At 58.0% G+C, this 19,702-nt stretch carries 18 protein-coding genes; 8 read left to right on the forward strand and 10 right to left on the reverse strand.

The genetic code is table 11. The features are described from left to right. Positions 1–1,227, forward strand: coding sequence for a nicotinate phosphoribosyltransferase (locus MOV14_RS07575; protein WP_318536721.1), 1,227 nt, complete (start codon positions 1–3; stop codon positions 1,225–1,227). On the opposite strand, the gene MOV14_RS07580 is transcribed toward MOV14_RS07575, so the two are convergent. Then, positions 1,207–1,677, reverse strand: a complete 471-nt coding sequence (locus tag MOV14_RS07580; RefSeq protein WP_318536722.1) for a GIY-YIG nuclease family protein — start codon at positions 1,675–1,677, stop codon at positions 1,207–1,209. The genes MOV14_RS07575 and MOV14_RS07580 overlap by 21 nt on opposite strands. Positions 1,678–1,768: 91 nt before the next feature. Between MOV14_RS07580 and MOV14_RS07585 the strand changes: the two genes are divergently transcribed. Both MOV14_RS07585 and MOV14_RS07590 read left to right on the forward strand, forming a co-directional pair. After that, a complete protein-coding gene (locus tag MOV14_RS07585; RefSeq protein ID WP_318538150.1) occupies positions 1,769–3,445 on the forward strand; it encodes a 2-oxoacid:acceptor oxidoreductase subunit alpha in 1,677 nt (558 codons plus the stop codon). Further along, positions 3,446–4,294, forward strand: coding sequence for a thiamine pyrophosphate-dependent enzyme (locus tag MOV14_RS07590; protein WP_318536723.1), 849 nt, complete (start codon positions 3,446–3,448; stop codon positions 4,292–4,294). A gap of 26 nt (positions 4,295–4,320) precedes the next feature. On the opposite strand, the gene MOV14_RS07595 is transcribed toward MOV14_RS07590, so the two are convergent. Next, positions 4,321–5,013 carry a hypothetical protein gene (locus MOV14_RS07595; RefSeq protein ID WP_318536724.1) on the reverse strand — a complete coding sequence of 231 codons (693 nt, stop codon included), beginning with the start codon at positions 5,011–5,013 and terminating at the stop codon, positions 4,321–4,323. Between the two features lie 64 nt (positions 5,014–5,077). On the opposite strand from MOV14_RS07595, the gene MOV14_RS07600 reads away from it, so the two are divergent. Beyond that, positions 5,078–5,704: a PD-(D/E)XK nuclease family protein gene (locus MOV14_RS07600; RefSeq protein ID WP_318536725.1), complete on the forward strand. Its 627-nt coding sequence runs from the start codon at positions 5,078–5,080 to the stop codon at positions 5,702–5,704. Here the strand turns inward: MOV14_RS07600 and nucS are convergent. From nucS to twy1, 3 genes are all read right to left on the reverse strand, one after another. Then, positions 5,691–6,419, reverse strand: coding sequence for an endonuclease NucS (gene nucS / locus MOV14_RS07605; RefSeq protein WP_318536726.1), 729 nt, complete (start codon positions 6,417–6,419; stop codon positions 5,691–5,693). The two genes, MOV14_RS07600 and nucS, sit on opposite strands and share 14 nt — an antisense overlap. Before the next feature lie 25 nt (positions 6,420–6,444). Next, on the reverse strand, positions 6,445–7,404 hold the full coding sequence (locus MOV14_RS07610; protein ID WP_318536727.1) for a zinc metalloprotease HtpX: 960 nt from the start codon (positions 7,402–7,404) through the stop codon (positions 6,445–6,447). Positions 7,405–7,469: 65 nt separating this feature from the next. Continuing rightward, positions 7,470–8,531 carry a 4-demethylwyosine synthase TYW1 gene (gene twy1 / locus MOV14_RS07615; protein ID WP_318536728.1) on the reverse strand — a complete coding sequence of 354 codons (1,062 nt, stop codon included), beginning with the start codon at positions 8,529–8,531 and terminating at the stop codon, positions 7,470–7,472. A 141-nt stretch (positions 8,532–8,672) separates the two neighbouring features. Here twy1 and MOV14_RS07620 point away from each other — a divergent pair, with 141 nt between their 5' ends. Then, positions 8,673–10,514 (forward strand): MFS transporter, encoded by a 1,842-nt coding sequence (locus tag MOV14_RS07620; protein WP_318536729.1) that lies wholly within the window; start codon positions 8,673–8,675, stop codon positions 10,512–10,514. Here MOV14_RS07620 and MOV14_RS07625 read toward each other — a convergent pair whose 3' ends face one another. From MOV14_RS07625 to asnS, 4 genes are read right to left on the reverse strand one after another with little or no spacing between them, the layout of a single operon-like run. Continuing rightward, positions 10,515–11,300 (reverse strand): anaerobic ribonucleoside-triphosphate reductase activating protein, encoded by a 786-nt coding sequence (locus tag MOV14_RS07625; protein ID WP_318536730.1) that lies wholly within the window; start codon positions 11,298–11,300, stop codon positions 10,515–10,517. It abuts the gene before it with no gap. Further along, a complete protein-coding gene (gene feoB / locus MOV14_RS07630; RefSeq protein WP_318536731.1) occupies positions 11,300–13,387 on the reverse strand; it encodes a ferrous iron transport protein B in 2,088 nt (695 codons plus the stop codon). Before feoB ends, MOV14_RS07625 begins: the two co-directional genes overlap by 1 nt. Further along, complete coding sequence (locus MOV14_RS07635; RefSeq protein ID WP_318536732.1) at positions 13,384–13,623, reverse strand: FeoA family protein; 240 nt, start codon at positions 13,621–13,623, stop codon at positions 13,384–13,386. The genes feoB and MOV14_RS07635 overlap by 4 nt, the downstream gene beginning before the upstream one ends. Before the next feature lie 50 nt (positions 13,624–13,673). After that, a complete protein-coding gene (gene asnS / locus MOV14_RS07640) occupies positions 13,674–14,969 on the reverse strand; it encodes an asparagine--tRNA ligase (RefSeq protein ID WP_318536733.1) in 1,296 nt (431 codons plus the stop codon). On the opposite strand from asnS, the gene MOV14_RS07645 reads away from it, so the two are divergent. Further along, entirely contained in the window at positions 14,959–15,645 is a 687-nt protein-coding gene (locus MOV14_RS07645) for a class I SAM-dependent methyltransferase (protein WP_318536734.1), read from the forward strand. The genes asnS and MOV14_RS07645 overlap by 11 nt on opposite strands. Here the strand turns inward: MOV14_RS07645 and MOV14_RS07650 are convergent. Further along, positions 15,602–17,836 carry a DEAD/DEAH box helicase gene (locus MOV14_RS07650; RefSeq protein ID WP_318536735.1) on the reverse strand — a complete coding sequence of 745 codons (2,235 nt, stop codon included), beginning with the start codon at positions 17,834–17,836 and terminating at the stop codon, positions 15,602–15,604. The genes MOV14_RS07645 and MOV14_RS07650 overlap by 44 nt on opposite strands. A gap of 45 nt (positions 17,837–17,881) precedes the next feature. Between MOV14_RS07650 and MOV14_RS07655 the strand changes: the two genes are divergently transcribed. Next, on the forward strand, positions 17,882–18,580 hold the full coding sequence (locus tag MOV14_RS07655; protein WP_318536736.1) for a hypothetical protein: 699 nt from the start codon (positions 17,882–17,884) through the stop codon (positions 18,578–18,580). Continuing rightward, complete coding sequence (locus tag MOV14_RS07660; RefSeq protein WP_318536737.1) at positions 18,552–19,697, forward strand: site-2 protease family protein; 1,146 nt, start codon at positions 18,552–18,554, stop codon at positions 19,695–19,697. The genes MOV14_RS07655 and MOV14_RS07660 overlap by 29 nt, the downstream gene beginning before the upstream one ends. The last annotated feature ends 5 nt before the right edge of the window (positions 19,698–19,702 follow it).

Raw genomic sequence — 19,702 nt, forward strand, 5'->3', positions numbered from 1 at the left:
ATGGGGGAATGGGAGAGCAGGTTTATTTACGCTACATTCGACGAAGTTAAATCAGGCCTCACGACGGATGTGTACTTCACGCGCACGAGGCGCATCCTCGAGAAGTATGGGCTCATAGACGCCGTAGTTCACGCGGAGATAACGACCAGCAAGCTTCCCGACGACTACCGCTGGGCGGTCTTCGCTGGTTTGAGGGAGGTTCTCAAGCTCCTTGAGGGCAAGAAAATCACTCTGCGTTCACTGCCTGAAGGTGAGGTTTTCACGCCTACGGACTTCTACGGGAACAGGATCCCCATCATGACGATCGAGGGGCCCTACGGTGAGTTCCTTGAGCTGGAAACCCCGTTGCTCGGCTTCCTCGCCTCAGCCACGGGCATCGCGACGAAGGCCGCTAGGGTGAAGAAGGCGGCTGGCGACAAGATCGTCTTATCGTTTGGAGCCAGGCGGCAGCACCCGGCCCTAGCGCCGTTCATAGAGTACTACGCTTACATCGGAGGTGCAGACGGGGTTTCAGCCGTCCTCGGGGCGCAGGCCCTGGGGATCAGGGCTACGGGTACGATGCCTCACAGCCTGATGATCATCTTCAAGGCGTTCAAGGGTGACCACACGCTGGCCTGGAAGGCTTTCGACGAGGTCGTGGAGGAGGACGTCCCCAGGATAGTTTTGGCCGACACTTTCCTGGACGAGGTCGAGGAGTCACTACTCGCAGCCCAGACACTGGGGTCTAAACTCTGGGGTGTGCGGCTTGACACGCCTGGAAGCCGGAGAGGTAGCCTCGAGGAAATAATAAGGGAGGTCAAGTGGAAGCTGAGGGCAAAGGGCTTCAGAGACGTGAAAGTGGTTGTTTCAGGTGGCGTAGACGAGTACAAGATACCTTCACTCGTCAAGGCGGGTGCCGACGCCTTCGGGGTTGGCTCGGCGATCTCCACCGCCCCTCCTGTGGACTTCGCCATGGACATAACCTCGGTGAACCGTAACGGCAATTGGGAGCCCATCGCGAAGAGAGGCAAGCTCTCTGGGAGAAAGCAGGTGTACAGGTGCAGGAAGTGCATGGTGGACGTAGTCCAGCTCCTCGAGGAGGAGCCACCCAAGTGCCCCGTCTGCGGGGGTAGCATGGAGTCTCTCCTAGAGACTTACATCGAGAACGGAAAGCCCATCGCGAAGCCGCTTGAGCCGAAGGAGGTGAGGCGCAGGGTCCTCGAAGCCTTAAACAGGCTTGAGCTCTAACACCTTGCCCCTCAGCCCCGCTAGCCGGAACGCCTCGAGAAGAACCCCATCAACGCCTCCGCTCTTCGTCCACCTGAGGAAGTGCGATGTGCACCCCCTCGTGCAGTCGCTTGACCCGAAGCCTTTAACCACGTGCTCGAACCCCAAGCTCTCGAGCGGTGGCACCAGAACGCACTCGGGCTCATCGGTCTCCGCGCAGAAAGCTCCGAGAACGCGGGCTTGAGGGAGCGTAGTGACGAGGTCGATGTGCCACTTGACCTTCTTTGCCTTCCTAACGTGCCTTGAAACCCTAGCCCGAACGCCTCCTGGACCCTTGGCCGACCCGACGTAAACGTAAATCCCGGGGCTTATCGACACATCTTTTCCCTTTAATCTGATAAGGGAGGGTGACTCAATTTCCACCACCAGTGCGTAGATGCCTCTTTCGCAGTCGTGATGCAGCAACTTCATCACTGCTTATTATGCCGATTACAATAAATTTATAGGCTTTTTTACATAGTTAAAACCTCGGTGCCCAGTGGCTAAAGGATGGCCGTTGTCAGTGCTTGTGGCTGGCCCAGCCGGGGCTGGAGTATTCGCCACCAGCCTCATTATCGGGAAGACCTTACTAAGACACGGCCACTATGTTTTCGTGACAAACGAGTACCCCTCTCTCATACGGGGCGGCCACCAGTGGGCCCTCGTGAGGAGCTCCCCTGACGAGTACATATACTCCCACAGGAGGATCATAGATATCATCATAGCGCTAGACAGGAGCTCAGCGTTTGCCTACGTGGGGCGGCTAAGCGAGAGAGGCATAGTCATCTGCGACGAGGCCGACTGCGCCCCAGCCCAGGACCCCCGCGTCAAGCCCCTACCCCTCAGGCGAATCCTGAAGGAGCTTGGAGCTCCACCCGTAGCGCTCAACACCCTTGCTTCAGGCGTTGTCTTCGGGATCCTCGGAGCTTCGCGCGAGATCGTCGGCTCCGTCATACGTGACCAATTCGCGGCCCGTGAGGATTTGGCTAGGCTAAACGTAAGCCTAGCCGAGAAGGGCTATGAGCTAGGCGTAGGCCTAAACACCGGTGCTTTCCCGAGCCTTGAAATTCTGGGAAACGGTGAAGAGAGGCTACTAATAGATGGGAACTCCGCCGTTGCCCTAGGGGCTCTTGCCGGAGGCATGTCGTTCTTCGTGGCGTACCCTATGACCCCAGCATCCCCCATACTTCACTTCCTTGCGGAGATACAACGTGATTACAATATCGTAGTGTTTCAGCCTGAGAGCGAGATAGCGGCTATAAACATGGCCATCGGTGCAGCGTATGCTGGAGCGCGCTCCATGGTAGCAACAAGCGGGGGCGGCTTTTCACTGATGGTTGAGGCTCTCGGGCAAGCCGCTATGACCGAGACCCCACTAGTCGTAGTCGAGGTTCAGAGGCCCGGGCCAAGCACAGGCCTGCCAACCCACACAGCTCAGGGTGACTTAAGGTTCGTTATACACGCTTCTCAGGGCGAGTTCCCTAGAGCTGTGCTGGCCCCGGGTGACCCCTACGAGGCGTACTTGCTAGGCTTCAAGGCTATGGAGGTGGCGTGGGCGTTCCAGATACCGGTGATCCTGCTCTCGGACAAGTTCCTGGGGGAGAGTTACTGGACGGTCCAGCAGCTCCCGCAGATGACCCCCAGCGCGGGCTCGGTGGTGCGCGGTGAGGTTGGAGGTGGTTACGCTCGCTACAGGATAACGGAGGACGGAGTGTCTCCGATGGCTCTGCCTGGCACTAGAGGGGCACTCGTTTACGCGAACACCAGCGAGCACGATGAATACGGTCAGGGAAGCATCGACCCGTCCGTTGTCAAAGCGATGCAGGAGAAGAGGTTCAGGAAGCTTCCGAAGCTGAGAGCGATCGCTGAGACTGAGGGCGTCAAGACGTACGGTGAGGGTGATCGTGCGGTTGTGACTTGGGGGTCCACGAAGATGCCGGTCCTGGAGGCGGTGAAGAACGTGAGCAGCGTGAAGGTGGTTCAGGTTCTATGGCTCGAGCCGTTTCCCGTAGATCGGTTGCGAGGAGAGCTGAGAGGAAGGCCCTTCATTGTCGTTGAGAACAACATGACGGGACAGCTGGTATCCCTTATACGCGAGAAGCTCCTTGTCGAGCCCGAGGGATTCCTGGGGAAGTACGACGGCAGGCAGTTCGAAGCGGAGGAAATCGAGGACTTCCTGAGGAAGAAGGGGTGGGTTTAGATGAGCTTAGAGCTCTACGACACCGGTAAAAGACCGGTCTGGTGTCCAGGCTGCGGCAACTACGGCATCCTGCTCGCTCTCAGAAAGGCGTTGGCGGAGCTGAAGCTGAGCCCCGAGGAAGTCGTGATAGTTACGGGCATCGGCTGCCATGGGCGCATCAGCGACTACATGCGCACTAACGCTTTCCACACGATACACGGTAGAGTCCTCCCGCTTGCCACCGGCATAAAGCTGGCAAACCCGAAGCTTACAGTGATAGGACATGCCGGCGACGGCGATGCCTACGCCATCGGCCTAGGTCACCTCCCTCACGCCGCGAGGCGTAACGTCGACATGACCTACATTGTGCACAACAACATGGTCTTCGGCTTGACAACCGGGCAGGTCACCCCCACGACACCCCGTGGCGTCAAGACCAGGTCAACCCCCTTCGGGAACCCCGAGCAGCCGTTAAACCCTGTCCTGCTCGCGCTCGCGAGCGGCGCGACATTCGTTGCCCGTGGCTTTAGCGGAGACGTGGAGCACCTGAAAGAGGTGATAAAGGCGGGCATACTCCACAAGGGCTTCGCGTTCATAGACGTCCTTCAGCCGTGCGTGACGTTTTTCAACACGTACCAGGTGATCCGTGAGCGCGTGTTCAAGCTCGAAGAGGCTGGGCACGACCCTTCAGACCTGGAGAGCGCTATGAAAATGGCGATGCTCAGCGACGGCCGAATACCAATTGGTGTTTTCTACAGGACGCAGGCCCCCACGCTGGAGGAGGCCTTCAGCCACGCCATGAACCCGCCGCCCGCCGCTAGGGTGCCGAGCCCCGTCGACCTTTCGAGAGCTCTCAGGCGTTTCAGGTAGTCTACCCACCTAGCTTATCCTTGCTCTTAGATCGGGACGGGCTCAACCTTTGGCAGTATCCTTTCAACGATGTAGCTTCTGAACTCCTCATCCTCTATGCGTGAGAAGGCTATGATAAGCCCTCCGGCCGAGACCCCAAACAGCCCCCTCTCGTCGCGGTAAACGACGTACCTCTCCTGCCCCACCTGCATGTACCGCTTAAGAAGCGAGCTCTGAGCAAGGAGCTTACCGTAGAGGGCCACAGTGTCGACCCCGGCGACCTCCCTGAGGCCTGTGAAGACCACCTGCCTAGGCTCAGCCCCCTCGCTGTAAAGCTCACGTAGCCTCTGCGGGGGTATGTAGACCGGCGAGATGAGGTCTGGTTTGCCGAATATCGCCTCCGAGAGAGTGGAAGACACCCTGAGGCTCTTTCGCTTGCCCGACGCCACAAGGAGGAAAATCCCGCTCCTAACCCATGTGAAGTGAAACCCTAATCGTAAGACCCTCGGTACCCTTATCGTCTCCTCGTTCACGGGTAAGGTGTAAGGGGCAACCTCCTCGTACTTACCGCTCACACCACCCTCGAAGCCCTCAAGGTCGGTGACCCTAACCCCTAGGCTGTACTTTTGCCCAAACACCTCTAAGCTACCCTTCATAAGGGAGAAGTTGCTCAGCTTCTCGAGTATCTCCTCCGCCGAGACGTTCTCCCTAACTTCAAAAACAGTGTAAGCTAGAGGCAATTACTACCACCAAGTTACTCTGGAAAACCTTTTTTATTATACTAACGCGTAATTTTAACGGTATATGTCCCTCACACCTCAGGACGTTGAAAGGATCGTCTATAGGTCTCTCCGCACAGCCTACGAGAAGGACAGAGACGTGTGGACGGCTCCTCCAGACGTCGTGTACGTCACCGAGGTTACAGGCTGCCTAAGGAGGTCATGGTACATACGGGCCATGGGGGGACCGCTACCCGACGAGAAGATAGTCATCCTCCTACTGGGCGACGACGTCCACCTACTCATAAACAGCGAGTTCCCCCTGGGGGAGGGGGAGAAGAGCTTCGAGAAGGAATTCCAAGGCGTGAGGCTCAGAGGCCGCGTTGACAGGATAGCGGGTGAGACGATATTCGAGTTCAAAACCGCGAGTGCTATACCGAGGGAGCCCCGGGAACACCACGTGGACCAGATGCAGCTCTACTTCTGGCTGACAGACCGCTCGAGGGGCTTCATAGTCTACGTCTCGAAAACGACAGGTCAGGTAAAGGCATTCCCCGTCGCGAGGGACGAGGAGAGGATAAAATCTCTGCTGGACCGCGCGATCAGGCTCAGCCTGTCTCTCAAGCAGGGAAACCCGCCCGACCCCGAGAAAGGCTGGCTCTGCGACTACTGCGAGTTCCGAGAGGCGTGCCCGCTCTTCAGAGGAAGCTAGCGATGCCCCCTCTCGTCAGCTCGTAAACCTTCCTCATATTCACGCGTCTAAACTCCAGCCCCTCCTTCCCCAGGGCTATGATCGCGGACCTTGTGAAGCCCGGGGCCGCTAGGATACCCCTGACACGAAACCCTGTAGCGTTTCTCAGCCTGTCCACGTACCTCTTAAGCTGGTAGACCGTCTCCACGCCAGCGGTGTTCTTCTTCACCTCAACCACCACGTAGTTCCCGCTCTCATCGACGAAAATCAAATCGGCGTAGCCGGCTGCTCCCAAACGCACCTCCTCCTCGACGGGCTTCAGGCTCTCCCCGAGGATCGCCTCAGGCTCCAGCAGAATCGCTTTTTTAATGCTCTCCTCGTCACCCCACATTTCAAACGTAGCTGTGTCTTCGAGCCTGTAGGAGCGAAAGTCCAGGACCCTGTGAAGCACGATAACGAGCTCCTCCTCAGGCCTAGGCCGAAGGGACCTTAACACAAGCCTACCATCCTGCTCGTAGACGCTCACAATGCTACCCTCAGGCTGGTAGTTTACGGGATTCGCGCCAGAAGGCCTGTGCACGAGCACCGTGCCGTCTCCTTTAATCAGTATCACCCTCTCCCCGCGGCCGAGCCTCGAGGAGGCGCGGCCCCTGTACTCAACCTCGCAGTCCCCGACAATGACGATTACTTCCCTCCTCCTGATGGATTCGCGTATTCTCTCGGCTAGATCATCCACGTGAAACTGGGAGAAAAAGGCCCGTTTAAAGCTTCTCGTATCGTCCCAGCTCCTCGAGCCTCCTAAGCCTCTCAACTATGTTAGGGTGGGTTGAGAAGAGCTCAAGTATCTTGTCTGCTAACGTCACTCTCCTCTCGGCGATCCTCCTCGCGAGCTGGTAGCCCTCCAGGCTCTCCATGTCCTCCACTGCTCTGTCCGGGTCGGCTATGAAAAGCTCCTTGAAGCCTGCAACCCGAAGCTCAGCGCCCTGAAGCTTCATCCTACCAGTGTAGCTAACGATCTTCGCGAGCGCGGACATGAGCCTTGCGGCGCCTACCGACGGCGACGGTGCGGTTTTGACGCTATGGTAGTCAGCGTAGTACTCCCTGATCCTGCTGAGGTGCAGGTTCGCTAAGCTTAGGATAAAGTAGATGAACAGGCTCAGAAAACCTAAGGCGATAACCCCGCTCCTGTCCCTATCCCTGTCGCCTCCAGAGTAGAGAAACATCCTGCCGAGAATGTAGAAGAACGCCGGTAGCACGGATACGAAGGTCATTATCTGCACGTCCCTGTGGACAATGTGCCCAACCTCGTGGCCCAGCACCCCCGCTATCTCCTCCTTGCTAAGCGTGTTTAGCAGGCCGCGCGTTACAGCAACCCTGTTACCCGTCAAGGGGGATCCGTAGGCGAAGGCGTTGGGGTAAGGGACCTCGGCAATCATGAGCTTCGGCTTCTCCCGCAGCCCGCTCCTCGCCACCACCTCCTCCAAAGCCTGGTGCACGTGGGGGGCCTCGCTGTAAGGTAGCTCCCGCACGTGGTAGAAGAGCTCGACGAGGAACGGTGAGACAAGCCACTGCCCCACGTTGAACACTACGGCGATGATGAGCGCCGCGAGCGGCGATGCCAGGCCAAAGACGTCCAGCAGGAAGACGAACGCCAGCGTCGTTAAACCGAAGATGAATGCTAGAGTCAGGATCATCGAGAGCCTGAGGTCCTCAAGCGCCATACGCTACACCCCAGCAACATTCTTGCTTACAGCTTATAAATCATGCTCACCTGTCGTCCATGATTCTAGTAGTTCAGTATCTTGTAGCCGTGCTCCTCCATCGTGAAGTCCTCGACCTTGCTCTTCCACTTTTCGTCCAGCTTCTCGACTCTCTTGAACCACTCCTCCCGCATCTTTAGGTTCCTCTCCCAAGCGTCCTCGTCGCGCACGAGCAGGACCACGCGGCTCTTCTCGTCCGTCAGCTTGATCTGGTAGCCTGTTCTCCTCGAGATCTCCTCAGCGAACTTGAGCATCTCGTCCTGCGTGGGCATAGCGGTGATGGGCAGCCTTTTCTGGCTCTCGCCGACCCAGGTGTAGCCCTTCAGCTCCACGAACATGGGGTTCCCCAGCTTTACGAGCGAAGCGTAGCCGTCGGGATCTGTCATGTTCACACCCTTAACCATCGTGAACCTGATGACCGTCCTGCTTTCGGTGAACCTGTCCAGAATCTCGAGGCTCCGCTTCACCATCTCCCAGGCGCGCGGAATCTTCGGCTCCGCTGTGTAGTTGAATACCTCCTCGTTGGGCCCGTACACGCTGACGTAGAGGTTCGTGGGCTGGGCGTCCCTCTTGATGAGCTGTTCGAGCCTAACGGGGATGGAGCCGTTGGTTACCAGGAACGCGGTCATGTTCCTCTCCTTGACGCGCTTTATAAGTTCGGGAAGCATGGGGTACAGTGTGGGCTCGCCGTCAAGGCTCATGGTGAAGTGCCTCGGGAACATCGCCTCCAGGAAGCGCTCCCGCGTCACCCGCGGGTTACCCTTAAAGCCGATCAGCAGAAGCCGCTGGGCGATTATGGATCCATCGATTATCTCGTCCGGCGTGTCCCACTTCCAGTTGGGCGGGATCTTGAACCTCCCCGGCTGGTGCATCCTCCAGCAGAACTTGCAGGAGAAATCACAGAAGTTGAGAACAGGCGTCATCTGAACGCACCTGTGGCTCTGAATACCGTACCAATTCTTGTAGCACAGGCGCTCCCCCCTCAGCGCCGACCTCGTCCACCTGCAGATGGCCACGGCACTGTGCTCCCCAACGAGCCTGTAGCCAGCCCTCAGGTAACGTTGCACGTCAAGCCTCTCCTGGCTCATTATTCCACTGGTTTACCTCACAAGTTTCATGCTTAAAAATTATCCTCTATATACCTCGACGATACATTAAATAGTTATATAGAATTTACATAAAAATAATTTTATAAAAGTCCCTCCTGGAGAGTAAGTTGGGGTATCTGCTTGCGCAGGGAAACTTTAGCCCTCCTGCTCATACTAGCGACGGAAGTGCTTATTGGCAGCGCTACAGGCGTCCAAAGGACGATACTCACGGTTGCCACCCACGAAGCCCTGGGAAGCCTTCCAACGCTTCTCCCAATACTCTCCTTCGGCATATTCAAGGCCACCTTCGACCTGGCGGCGGGCTTCATCTCGCACAAGAAAGGGAGAAAGGCTGCTCTCGTCTCCGGGACTCTCGCGTACTTCCTGGGTGCTCTCGTAATCCTGCTACTCGAGCCCCCTGCGAACTTCATCCTCGGTAACGTTCTGGTCGGCGTGGGGGAGGGAATCGTATTCGCCACCTCGGCTATAGCAATTGGAGATATCCTGGGCATAGAGAGGTCCTCGCTGACATTCGGTTACATCGAGAGCGCGTGCTACGTAGGTTACGCGCTGGGCGCCTACGTGGGAGGGTGGGTGTGGAACGCTCTCGGGCCGCGTGAGACGCTGACCTACATAGCGATTTCATCGGGTTTAGCCGCACTCGTGGCTCTCTCGAGCATCGAGACGAAGGCTTACTCTGAGGCCGATCGGAGAAGGTTCTCTTTGACGCCCAAGCCTCAGGGGGCCCTCAGGATCGTTGTCACAAACCCGAGCACTCTCTCAGCCCTCATCGCGGCGCACATGGCCAAGGTTGCGGACAGCGTAGTGTGGGGCGTTATGCCCCTTTACGTTCTGAGCAAGGGGCTTGACGTTTACTACGCCGGCTACGCGCAGTCGCTACTCTTGCTCGTCTGGTCGGCGACAATGCCCTTCTGGTCCTCCTACTCGGACAGGGCTGGGAGAAGGCTCGTGTCCACGCTAGGGCTCATGGTAACCGCCTTCATGCTTATCGCTCTCCCCAGCACCAGGTCGTTCCCGGAGATCCTCCTCGTCGCACTGGCCCTGGGGATTAGCTACGCGATGTACTACCCCGTGCTCCCCGCGCCTATATCCGACATGAGCCCCCCTGCTGTGAGAGATATTGCTGTCGGCTTCTACCGCTTCGCCAGGGACTCGGGGTACGCCACGGGCGCCATAATAGGGAGCCTACTCCTACAGGGGGCTCAAGGTAACTACTCCTCTGTGTTCACGAACATCGGCGCTTTACTCGCGATAACGGCGGCCTTCTACTCCGTGTTCTTCAGGGAGACGAGGCCGACGTGGCCTTTCTTCGACCTTGTGATCAGGCACCTCGAAACGATCGGCGAGATCCTCTCGGTTCAGAAAGAGGTGGTCAGCGACATCTTCGCTGGGAGAATTGAGGAAGCTCAGGCCAAAATGGGGGAGGTAAAGAGCCTCGAGAGGAAGGCTGACAGGATAAAGAGAGAGCTGATGTGGCGGATATGGTCTGGCTTCATACCCGTTTCAAGCAGGATGGACTTCGAGCGCCTTGTAGAGGAGATCGACAAAGTTGCCGGGGCCGTGATAGAGTGCAACGAGAGGCTGCTGTGGGTGAAGTACAGCCCAGAGATCAAGAAGCTCGAGCCGAAAATCCTGGAAATGATCGAGGAGACGGAGAAGCTCTCGAAGAAGCTCATAGACAACATGCAGATGCTCCGTCTCTCACCCGCCTACGCCGTTAACATCACGGCTGAGATTGACGCTGGCGAGAGGAGGGTCGACGTTCTCAGGTTCGAGGTTCTACAGGAGGTTAGAAGGCTTGTCGAAGAGGGGAAAATCGACCTGATGTCGGCGCTCAACGTCATGGAGGCTGTGAACCTAATAGAGATATCTTCGGACGACTTCCAGGACGCCGCCGACATAATCAGGATAATCGCATACAAGCACGCGGCGATACCGCCCGAGAAGATAGAGTCGATGTGATCACACTCTTTTGCTCCCATCCTCTATCGTCCTGTAGTACACGTCCGCGAGTCCCCTCAGCTCCTCAGACGCGAGCTTCGCGGCAGCGACAACCTGCTCGCGCGGAGTTTTGGGTGCCCGCCGGTACTCCTCCGGAACGCCCTCATAGGGTATGAACTGTTGCACGACGTAAACGATGCGTGGGGCTTTCTCGAGACCCATGTCGCGTAGCTCGCGCGATATCTGTGCCACGTCCTCGACCGTGATGAGCCCGGGTACGAGAAGCGTCCGAAGCTCAAGGAAGTCCCTGACGCCGACGGAGCTCTTAATCCCCCTTTTAACCTTCTCCACCACCACCTTCCCGGCTCCCTCCCATAATCCGATGACCCGCGCGTACAGCTCGGGCTTGGATAACGGAGCTTTCACATCGATGGCTATGTGATCCACATCGACTCGGCTCATGATGTAGGAGACGGCCTCCGGTATGCTCGCATTCGTGTCGAAGCTGACCCTCAGGCCCGTATCCGCCTTTACGCGGAATAGGAGCTCCGCCAAGGCCCTGTACTGCAGTGTGGGCTCCCCGCCAGTGACGTGGAAGTAATCCACGAATGGAGCCGCCTGCTTGACAGCCTCTAAAATTTCTTCCAGCGCCACAGCCCTCTTCTCGAGGCCGCGGGCGAGCCTGGAGTTCGCGCACCAGGGGCACCGGAAGTTGCAGTACGAGAACCAAACGGTGAAGCTAACGTTCTCAAGCACGTCAACTAAACTGTTCTCCTTCCAGCCTCCAACCCAGAGAAAGGCTCCCATCAAAAAACAAGTAGGTTAACGGCTAAATAAACGATTATGGCTGAAATTGTAGCTACCAGGAACTCGTAGAGTACGAGTAGAGCCGTCAGCTTACGCCGGCGGAACTGCGCGTGGAAGGCCGAGAGGGTGGCGACGCAAGGGGTGTACAGCGTGGAAAACACCATCAAGCTGGCGACCTGAGCGGGTGTCAGAGATAAGGCCTGAATCGCTTGCGCCGGGTTCAGGGTTCCCGTTATCACCATCAGCGTGGACGCGATTGTTTCCTTAGCAACGAAGCCGGTCAGCAACGCCAATGCGACCTGCCACTGCGGTAGACCGATGATCGACGTTAAAGGCGTTAGAGACTCGCCGATCACCCTAGCCATTGACGCTGATGCGTCATCTGTGAACCCGCTAGGACCGATATGCAGAAGCAGCCAGACGAGTACAGAGAGGCCTAAAATCACGCTACCTGCCTTCTTGAGGAAGTGCAGAGTGTTGTCCCAAGCGAACCACCATATGACCTTTAAGCTCGGCCTGTGGTAGGGAGGTAGCTCCAGCACAAGCTCGGGCGCCTCACCGGGTACGAGAAGCCTGGACAGCGCCCTCGCGACCACTGCTACGAGCAGCAGTGAGTAGAGGTAGACGGCCACGATGGCAACCAACTTGGAGGTCGGGGAAACGGGTAGAGCGGATACTAGTATCAGCAGGACCACGAGCCTTGCCTGACAAGGTATTAGAGGCGCGACTAGCGAGGCTATGATTTTCTCCCGGTCCGTCTCAAGGATCTTTGTACCCATTATTGCGGGAACGTTGCAACCCAAGCCGAGGAGCAGCGGCATCAGAGCCTTTCCCGAAAGCCCGGCCTTACGCATAACGCTGTGGTAGACCGTCGCTATGCGTGCCATGAGGCCAGTGTCCTCTAGAAACCCGAAGGCTACAAAGACTAAGAAGATGAGGGGCAGGAAGGTTATGACTGCCCCAACCCCCCCGATGACGCCGTCAGCTATCAGTGACACTATTGGGTACGGGACGCCCACCTGAACCAGGTACTCGCTGAGAGCCTTGCTGAGAGAGTCGAAGAGCGATGACAGCAGACCAGCTAACGTGTAATTCTCGAAAAACTGGGCTAGCTCCTCATTACCCGTGAACTCCAGCAGTTGCTTGAGGGGAAACCCCGTGTTCACCGAAAGCGTCGCCAAGAGGACGAGCAAGATCAGCCCGAGGCTCGCCAGGGGGCCGAGCAGTGGGTGGAGAAGGACGCTGTCAAGCCTCTCGGTTATTTCCCGTTTGACCACGCCCGTTGTAGAGACGCTCTCTGCGACCACCTCCTCAATGAAGGAATACCTGACGCTAGCCGCTATGAGAGAGGGGGGAGAGCCCAGCTCCTCCTCGACTTTCTCGCGAACTCTCTCGACAAGGCTTAGAGCTTCAGCGCACCCCTCGCTCGCTAGAGCGCGCTCCAGCTCCGCATCTCCCTCGAGCAACCTCAGCGAGCTCCAACTTAAAGGGTACTTGCTGACACCTGGGCAGCCCTTAATAGCCTCGGCTAAGGTGTGCGCGAAGTAGTCGAGCCCCCTGTAGTTCAGCTCCAGCCTGCTTGTGGGGACGCGACCCTCGGCGACGAGGATAATTGTGTCCACGAGCTCGTGGAGCCCCTCCCTCTTGAGAGCTGAGATCGCAACAACGGGAACGCCTAGACGCCTACTCAGCCTCTCGGTGCTGACGTGGATCCCCCTTTTCAATGCAGCATCGACCTTGTTCACCGCTACGACGACTTTGTCGTAGAGCTCCAGAACCTGCACGGCCAGGTATAGCGTGGTCTCAAGCGAGACAGCGTTGACAAGGACGACCACGATGTCAGGCTTCTCGGTGACAATGTACTCGCGCGCTATAGCCTCCTCCTCCGTGTACGCGTTAAGGCTGTAAGTGCCGGGAAGGTCGACGACCCTGATTCGGTACCCCATGTGTTCAAAGTAACCCTCGTACTTATCCACGGTCTTCCCAGGCCAGTTTCCAACAAACCTGTTGGCTCCAACGAGCATGTTGAAGAGGGTGCTCTTCCCAACATTGGGGGGGCCTGCGAGCGCCACCCTGATTTCCTTCATCCCACCACCTCGACGAGTATCTTAGCAGCTAATCCTCTTCCGATGGCGAACCGTGTACCGCCTCTTTCGACGACGACGGGACCAGCGTCATTGAACACAACCTTCAGAGTCTGACCGGGGATGATGCCTAGCTCGAAGAGACGCCTGAAAGCCCCCCTCCCCCCGCGGACCTCCACAACCCTCACGAGCGCACCTGGCCTAGCGAAGGTCAAAGGGATCGCGCTTGACACCGTCATATAAAGCTCCGTCGTAGTATCGCCGCGCAACTTAAAAACGTTTAGCCGGATCAGGGGTAGGTCCTAGCGACCGTTCTCGGGAAAGGCACGGAGTCCACTATGTGCTCGAGGCCGCCGATCCACATCACGAGCCTATCCATCCCGAGCCCGAACCCCGCGTGGGGGACGGTGCCGAACCTTCTCAGGTCTAAGTACCACTCGTAGTCCTTCGGGTTGAGGCCGAACCTCTTAATCTTCTCGACAAGCTCGTCGAGCCTGTCGATCCTCTCACCGCCGCCGATTATCTCCCCGTAGCCTTCCGGGGCTAGGAGGTCTGCTGAGAGCGTGACCTCGGGGCGTGAGGGGTCGTTCTTGTGGTAGAACGCCTTAGCTTTCTCCGGGAAGCCGTAAAGGAAGAAGGGCTTGTCGAACTCCAGCGTGAGCGCGCGCTCTTCGTCCGCACCCAGGTCGTCGCCCCAAGCGACTTGGATGCCCTTGCTCTGCAGGATCTCGATGGCATTATCGTAGCTGACGCGCGGGAAGGGCGGCTCGACCTGCTTCAGCCCTTCGAGGTTTCTACCTAGGAGGTCGAGCTCCTCCCTATTTCTCTCTAGGACTCTCCTCACAATGTGGGATACGAGCTCCTCCTCCACCTTAAGGATACCCTCGAGGCCCACCCATGCTACCTCGGCTTCCGCGTGCCAGAACTCTGTAAGATGCCTCCTTGTCCTTGACTTCTCAGCCCTGAACGAGGGCGCCACCGTGTACACTTTTTCGAGGCTGAATATCAGCGCCTCAAGGTAGAACTGGGACGACTGCGTGAGGTACACCGTGGACTCGTCGACGTACTTGACCGGGAAGAGAGTGGCCCCACCTTCCACAGCCGCTGAGATGAACATGGGGCACTGGACCTCGTAGAAACCGTTCTCACGGAACCACTCGTGAAGAGCGCCGAAAACCGTGTGCCTTATCTTGAGGACGGCCGTCATTTTCCTAGACCTCACTGCAAGGTGGCGCACATTGAGAAGGAACTCCCTCGAAGCGTCCCTCCTAATCGGGAAGTTCTCAGCCAGGCCGATTATCACCAGCTCCTCGCCCTGTATCTCCTTCCCGCCTGGAGCCCGCGGGTCCTCGCGGAGCTTTCCCTGCACGACGACTGAGCTCTCAACGGTGACCCGCCTGGCCTCCGCGTGGCTCCTTGACTCCGGAGTGAAAACCGATTGTATTATCCCGGTCGAGTCCCTGACCACCACGAAAGCCTTGTCCCCGAGATCTCTCCTCCGGTAAACCCAGCCCCTGACTCGCACCTCTGCGCCGGGCTGAAGCTTTAAAGCCTCACTGATCGGCAAGATGCCTGTGCCTGTCATAAACCGCATCAAGGAGACCCTATTCACGCTTGCTACAAAAACTTTGCTTAAGATCTACCTCACCCCTCAGAAGCTCCAGGAATTCCAGGGGCTCCGCCTTCTACTACTCCCGGGTTGCTTCCCCCCGCTCAGGACCGTCACCACCGAGCTGCTCTCGATCGCATTCACCGCGATCCCGCTAAGCGCCGGGCGCGCGGTGGACGTCGGGTGCGGTCCGGGTAGCCTCACGCTTCTCCTTGCTGGGAAGGGCTTCTACGCTGTCGGGACCGACGTCTCAGTTACGTGTCTAAAGGCGGCTAGGGTGAACGCGATCCGCAACGGGGTCTACAGCCTGACCGACTTCGTGGCGTGCGACGCGGGGAGCTGCCTGAGGAGTGGGTCGGCGGACGTCTGCGTGACGAACCCTCCCTTTCTGCCCTACGAGCGGAAAGACGACAGAGACCTGCCCCTCGCGGGCGGCAGAGAGCTTGAGGTCTTCAAAGCAATGGTGAGGGATTGCTACCGCGTCGCGAAGAAGAGGGGCTGGGCTCTCTTCGCGGTGAGCGACCTAGCCTCCGGGAAGCCGCCCCACAGTCTTGGAGTTGTTCTGGCGAGGGGCAGGGGCTTGGGGGACAACATCTACGTCGTGTTGCTCAAACCAGGGGCTTACCGCTCCTCTGAGAGCGCTCAGCCCTGAGCTTCAAGGTCAACGCTTCCCCTAGCACCCTCTCGGCTCTCCTGCGCGAGAGGATTCTGTTGTTGTTACCGCAGTAGGGGGAGAATATGCACCTGGGGCACCCGTCCTCACAGGTGCAGCGCGATACAATGTCGAAAGCCTTTCTGAGCGCCTCTTCAAGCCTGTGGTAGAGCGCTTTTGTCACGCCTGACCCGCCGGGAAAGCTATCGTAGATGAATATGTGCCCCGAGGGGAAGCTTATACCGCCCATATCGGTGGGTGAGGCGCCGAGTACCAGCTGGCCCGCGTAGATCAGAGCGTGCTCAACCGCGTGAAATGCCTCAGCATTCTGCATCTCGCTCCACTCGTGTACCGGCTGGAACTCGAGGAGCAGGCCCTTGGTGCTGAACTTGTAGTGCAGCTCCGCCTCGAGAAGCCTCTGGCTGATGGTCTGCCCCTCAGGGAAAGTCTTCGTCGCGTAGCCGTAGACGACGTCCGTGACCGTGAGGTCAAGGTACGATACTCTTATGCCCGCAACCTCCCTCTCGAAGTGAACCTCACCCTCCTCTGGAAGTGTGTAGTATAGCGCCGAGGTCACCACGGGAGGTACCTTGGATGGTAAAGGTTTGACGACAGCCCTGTCACCCTCGAAGCGGATCGAGAGGTAGCTCCTCCCCCCGTGCAGGTATATAGCTCCCGGGAAAAGCTCCTTAATGGCCATCTGCTTCTCCCTGTAGCCTATGACCTTTCCACCCTCGGTCACTATCTTTACCTGATCACCAACACCTCTCAGGTTCTCGTGCTCGCGAAGGAACTTCAAACCGCTCCTAGTCGGCGCGATGAATCCGCTCTTTATTACTTTCAAGTACCCTAGCCTAACCAGCTCCTCAAGCTGTGCACGCTCCCACCCGGACAGCTCTGCGGGACGAACCGGGGCGTCAGCAGCCATCGCCACTAGGTGTACCTTCACCACCTCGTAGTTTTCGGGTTCAAGGAAAACGGGATCGGGAGCCTGGCCGAAGAACTCCTCGGGGTTTCTCTCGTAGTAGGCGCTAATGGGGTCGTTTCCCAGCAATAGGAAGACGTACCCCGTCCTCCGCCTCCTACCAACGCGCCCGGCCCGCTGGAGGTACTTCGAGAAGGTCGGCGGGACCCCGTAGAGTATAGCCGCGTCGAGCTCCCCAATGTCGATCCCTAGCTCAAGGGTGGGGGTTGCTATCACGGCGTCGAGCTCACCTGACTTGAGGGCTCTTTCAACCCTCCGCCTCTCCTCGGGAAGTAGGCCAGCTCGGTGGACCGTCGCCCTGACTCCCATGCCTGAGGCCTGGATCGCCAGACTCTCCGCTATTCGGTGGCTGTCGACGAAAACTATTGTCTTCATCCCCCTCTCGGATAGCTTTCCGAGAAGCCAGAGCACCTCCGAGGAGCGGGACCTAGCTCGGGGTGAGAGCATGACGTGGAAGACCGGAGCTTTCCTGGTCCTGCCGGCGTCCACAATGTCAGCCTCTTCGCCGAAAAGCTTCTCGGCGAACTCAGACGGGTTGCCGACGGTCGCGGAGGCAGCGACGAACGTGGGTTTCTCCCTAAGGACCCGCTTAAACCTCCTGAGAACGTAGTGCACGTGGGAGCCGAAAACCCCGCTGTACACGTGTGCGTCGTCCAGCACAACGTACTTCGTCTTGCCGAACAAATCCCTGTATTCGGGGGCAGAGTGTAGAGTCACGTGAAGCATGTCAGGGTTCGTTACTAGTACACGCGGAGGGTAGAGCAGGATCCTTTTTCGCTCCTCCTCCGGCGTGTCACCGTCGAGTGCGCTCACGCGGAAGCCGAAGACCCTCCCAGCGTACCACTCTATTCTCTCGAGCTGGTCCCGGGCGAGCGCTTTAGTCGGGTAGACTAGGGACGCGATTCCCTCAGCTTCTCCCAGTAGCCTCTCGAGTATGGGTAGCAGAAAAGCCTCGGTCTTGCCCACACCCGTGCCAGCGATGATGAAGACGTTCCTCCCCCTCCTTATCTTCTCGATAGCCTCGGCTTGAAACCTGTAGAGCCTGGTGATACCCCTGCTTCTCAGAGCCTCGACGAGCAGTTTTTCCCTCAAAACCTCCTCCACGAGGGGCCCGGGCTCGGGCTCGCGCGCGTCCTCGTAGTAGATGTACACAACCCTGTGTCCGCTATCATTGCGCACGACATCGAGCAGCTCGTCGCCACGCATCACAAATTAATATAGAAGCCGAGAGCCTGATAAGCTTTAGCGACCATGGATACGATATCACGCATACACCTGGATGTGCTCGTCGACGACATACCCGCAGTGGAAGGGGTTTTCCCCCTCCACGGGCTCTCCGTGCTGGTGAGCGTCGAGTACGAGGAAGGGATAGTGAAGAAACTGCTTTTCGACACAGGTCCCAGCTACCGTGTGCTGCTTAGAAACGCGGAGACCCTTGGAGTGGACCTGAATCCTGATGCTGTGTTCGGGAGCCTGCCGCACTTTCACCACATCGGCGCTCTCCAGAGCGGCTTCCCTAGCACGCCACGAGTTCTACCGCCTCCCCCTCTCTCGGCAACGAGCAGGGATTTTTCCCAGCTACAGGGCTTTCCCGGCGTTTTTGTATTGCCGAGCGACTCTTACTGGAACGAGCAGGGGCTAGCCTTGAGGACGCCTAAGGGGTGGCTTGTCCTGGTCGGCTGCAGCGTGCACGGGCTTAGGCGAACTTTCGGAGCCGAGCTAGTGGGTTTAGGCAGGATTATCGGGCTTATCGGAGGTCTCAACATCTCCTCGAGGGACGTCTTCAACATGAGTTTTATCGGAAGGCTCGCTCGCTGCGGGCTTGAGCTAGTGCTCCCCTTACACTCCACAAGCATGGAAGCCAGGAAAACGATATTAAAGAGGTTTAACAGCTACGACTTCGGCTACGAGGTTAGCGGCTGTGGCGTTCAGGCTGATATCGAGTTTTAACAGCAGCGTCGCTTTCTTCTTGGTAGTTGCGGCTATCTACATAGCTGTCCTCGTAGTGCAGCGGCGGAGACCTGAAGCCCTAAAAAAGCTCGGCCTTAAGCTCGAGGGAGGAGTTATACTCTACCGGACAGAGAAGTTAAACCGCTCAATAGCCAGAGTGGCTGAAAGGCACGCAACGGCAGTGAAGGTATTTGGGGACTTGTCCGCCGTCGCGGGTTTCGCGCTCATGGTTTACGGCCTGTACTTTTTCCACCGGAACCTTATCAGCTTCCTCGCGCACCCCGAGACCGCGAGCCCCGTGTCGCCTGTGGTTCCAGGCCTGACGGTGGGTCTAGACGTTCTTCCCTACTTCCTCCTGGCGGTTTTCGTGGCTATAGCACCGCACGAGCTGGCGCACGCCTTGACAGCGAGCGCTGAGGGCCTAAGGGTGAAGTCCACAGGGCTTTTCCTGGCCGCGGTTTTTCCCGGTGGGTTCGCCGAGATCGACGAGGACCAGCTCGAGAAGGCAGGGCTCAGGGCGAAGCTCAGAGTGCTCTCCTCCGGGAGCACGGCCAACATCCTAACCTTCATCATCCTACTGCCTCTGATGGTTGCGCTTGTGCAACCTGTAGGTGTGAAGGTCACGGGCGTTATGCCGGGGTACCCGGCCGCGAGCTCCCTGAAGCCAGGGGACATCATAATCAGCTTGAACGGAGTTAAGACGCCCACGCTGGAGACCTTCACGAACGTTATGGCTGGGCTCCACCCCGGCGAAAAGGTTAACCTTACGGTCCTACGAGGCCGGAGCGAGCTGACCTTCTCGCTCACCCTGGCCACCCACCCTGGGAACGCCTCAAGAGGCTTCCTCGGTGTCCAAATACAGCAGGCGGTCAGCGACGAGAACGCCTACAACCTTCTCATGTGGAGTCTGATGGTTACCTCAAGCGTAGCCGTGATAAACATGCTTCCCATAGTCCCGCTGGACGGCGGGCGCATCTTCAAGGCTTTACTCGAGAAGCTTATAGGTGAGCAGAAGGCGAGGTTCGCGGCGGGCGCGGCAACTCTGTACACGGTGGCTTTGGTAGCGGTGAACATTTATCTCTCCACGAACATATTCGGCTTGCTCCCATTCCCGTAGGTGAT

The sequence above is a fragment of the Infirmifilum sp. NZ genome, assembly GCF_022693705.1.
Taxonomy (GTDB): domain Archaea; phylum Thermoproteota; class Thermoprotei; order Thermofilales; family Thermofilaceae; genus Thermofilum.

Coding starts and splice junctions, on each gene's coding strand:
- twy1 (WP_318536728.1), bottom strand. CDS start 8,531: ATGAGCCAGGAGAGGCTTGACGTGCAACGTTACCTGAGGGCTGGCTAC.
- MOV14_RS07580 (WP_318536722.1), bottom strand. CDS start 1,677: ATGAAGTTGCTGCATCACGACTGCGAAAGAGGCATCTACGCACTGGTG.
- asnS (WP_318536733.1), bottom strand. CDS start 14,969: ATGACAGGCACAGGCATCTTGCCGATCAGTGAGGCTTTAAAGCTTCAG.
- MOV14_RS07635 (WP_318536732.1), bottom strand. CDS start 13,623: ATGACGGTGTCAAGCGCGATCCCTTTGACCTTCGCTAGGCCAGGTGCG.
- MOV14_RS07655 (WP_318536736.1), top strand. CDS start 17,882: ATGGATACGATATCACGCATACACCTGGATGTGCTCGTCGACGACATA.
- MOV14_RS07625 (WP_318536730.1), bottom strand. CDS start 11,300: ATGGGAGCCTTTCTCTGGGTTGGAGGCTGGAAGGAGAACAGTTTAGTT.
- feoB (WP_318536731.1), bottom strand. CDS start 13,387: ATGAAGGAAATCAGGGTGGCGCTCGCAGGCCCCCCCAATGTTGGGAAG.
- MOV14_RS07575 (WP_318536721.1), top strand. CDS start 1: ATGGGGGAATGGGAGAGCAGGTTTATTTACGCTACATTCGACGAAGTT.
- MOV14_RS07610 (WP_318536727.1), bottom strand. CDS start 7,404: ATGGCGCTTGAGGACCTCAGGCTCTCGATGATCCTGACTCTAGCATTC.
- MOV14_RS07650 (WP_318536735.1), bottom strand. CDS start 17,836: ATGCGTGGCGACGAGCTGCTCGATGTCGTGCGCAATGATAGCGGACAC.
- MOV14_RS07590 (WP_318536723.1), top strand. CDS start 3,446: ATGAGCTTAGAGCTCTACGACACCGGTAAAAGACCGGTCTGGTGTCCA.
- MOV14_RS07600 (WP_318536725.1), top strand. CDS start 5,078: ATGTCCCTCACACCTCAGGACGTTGAAAGGATCGTCTATAGGTCTCTC.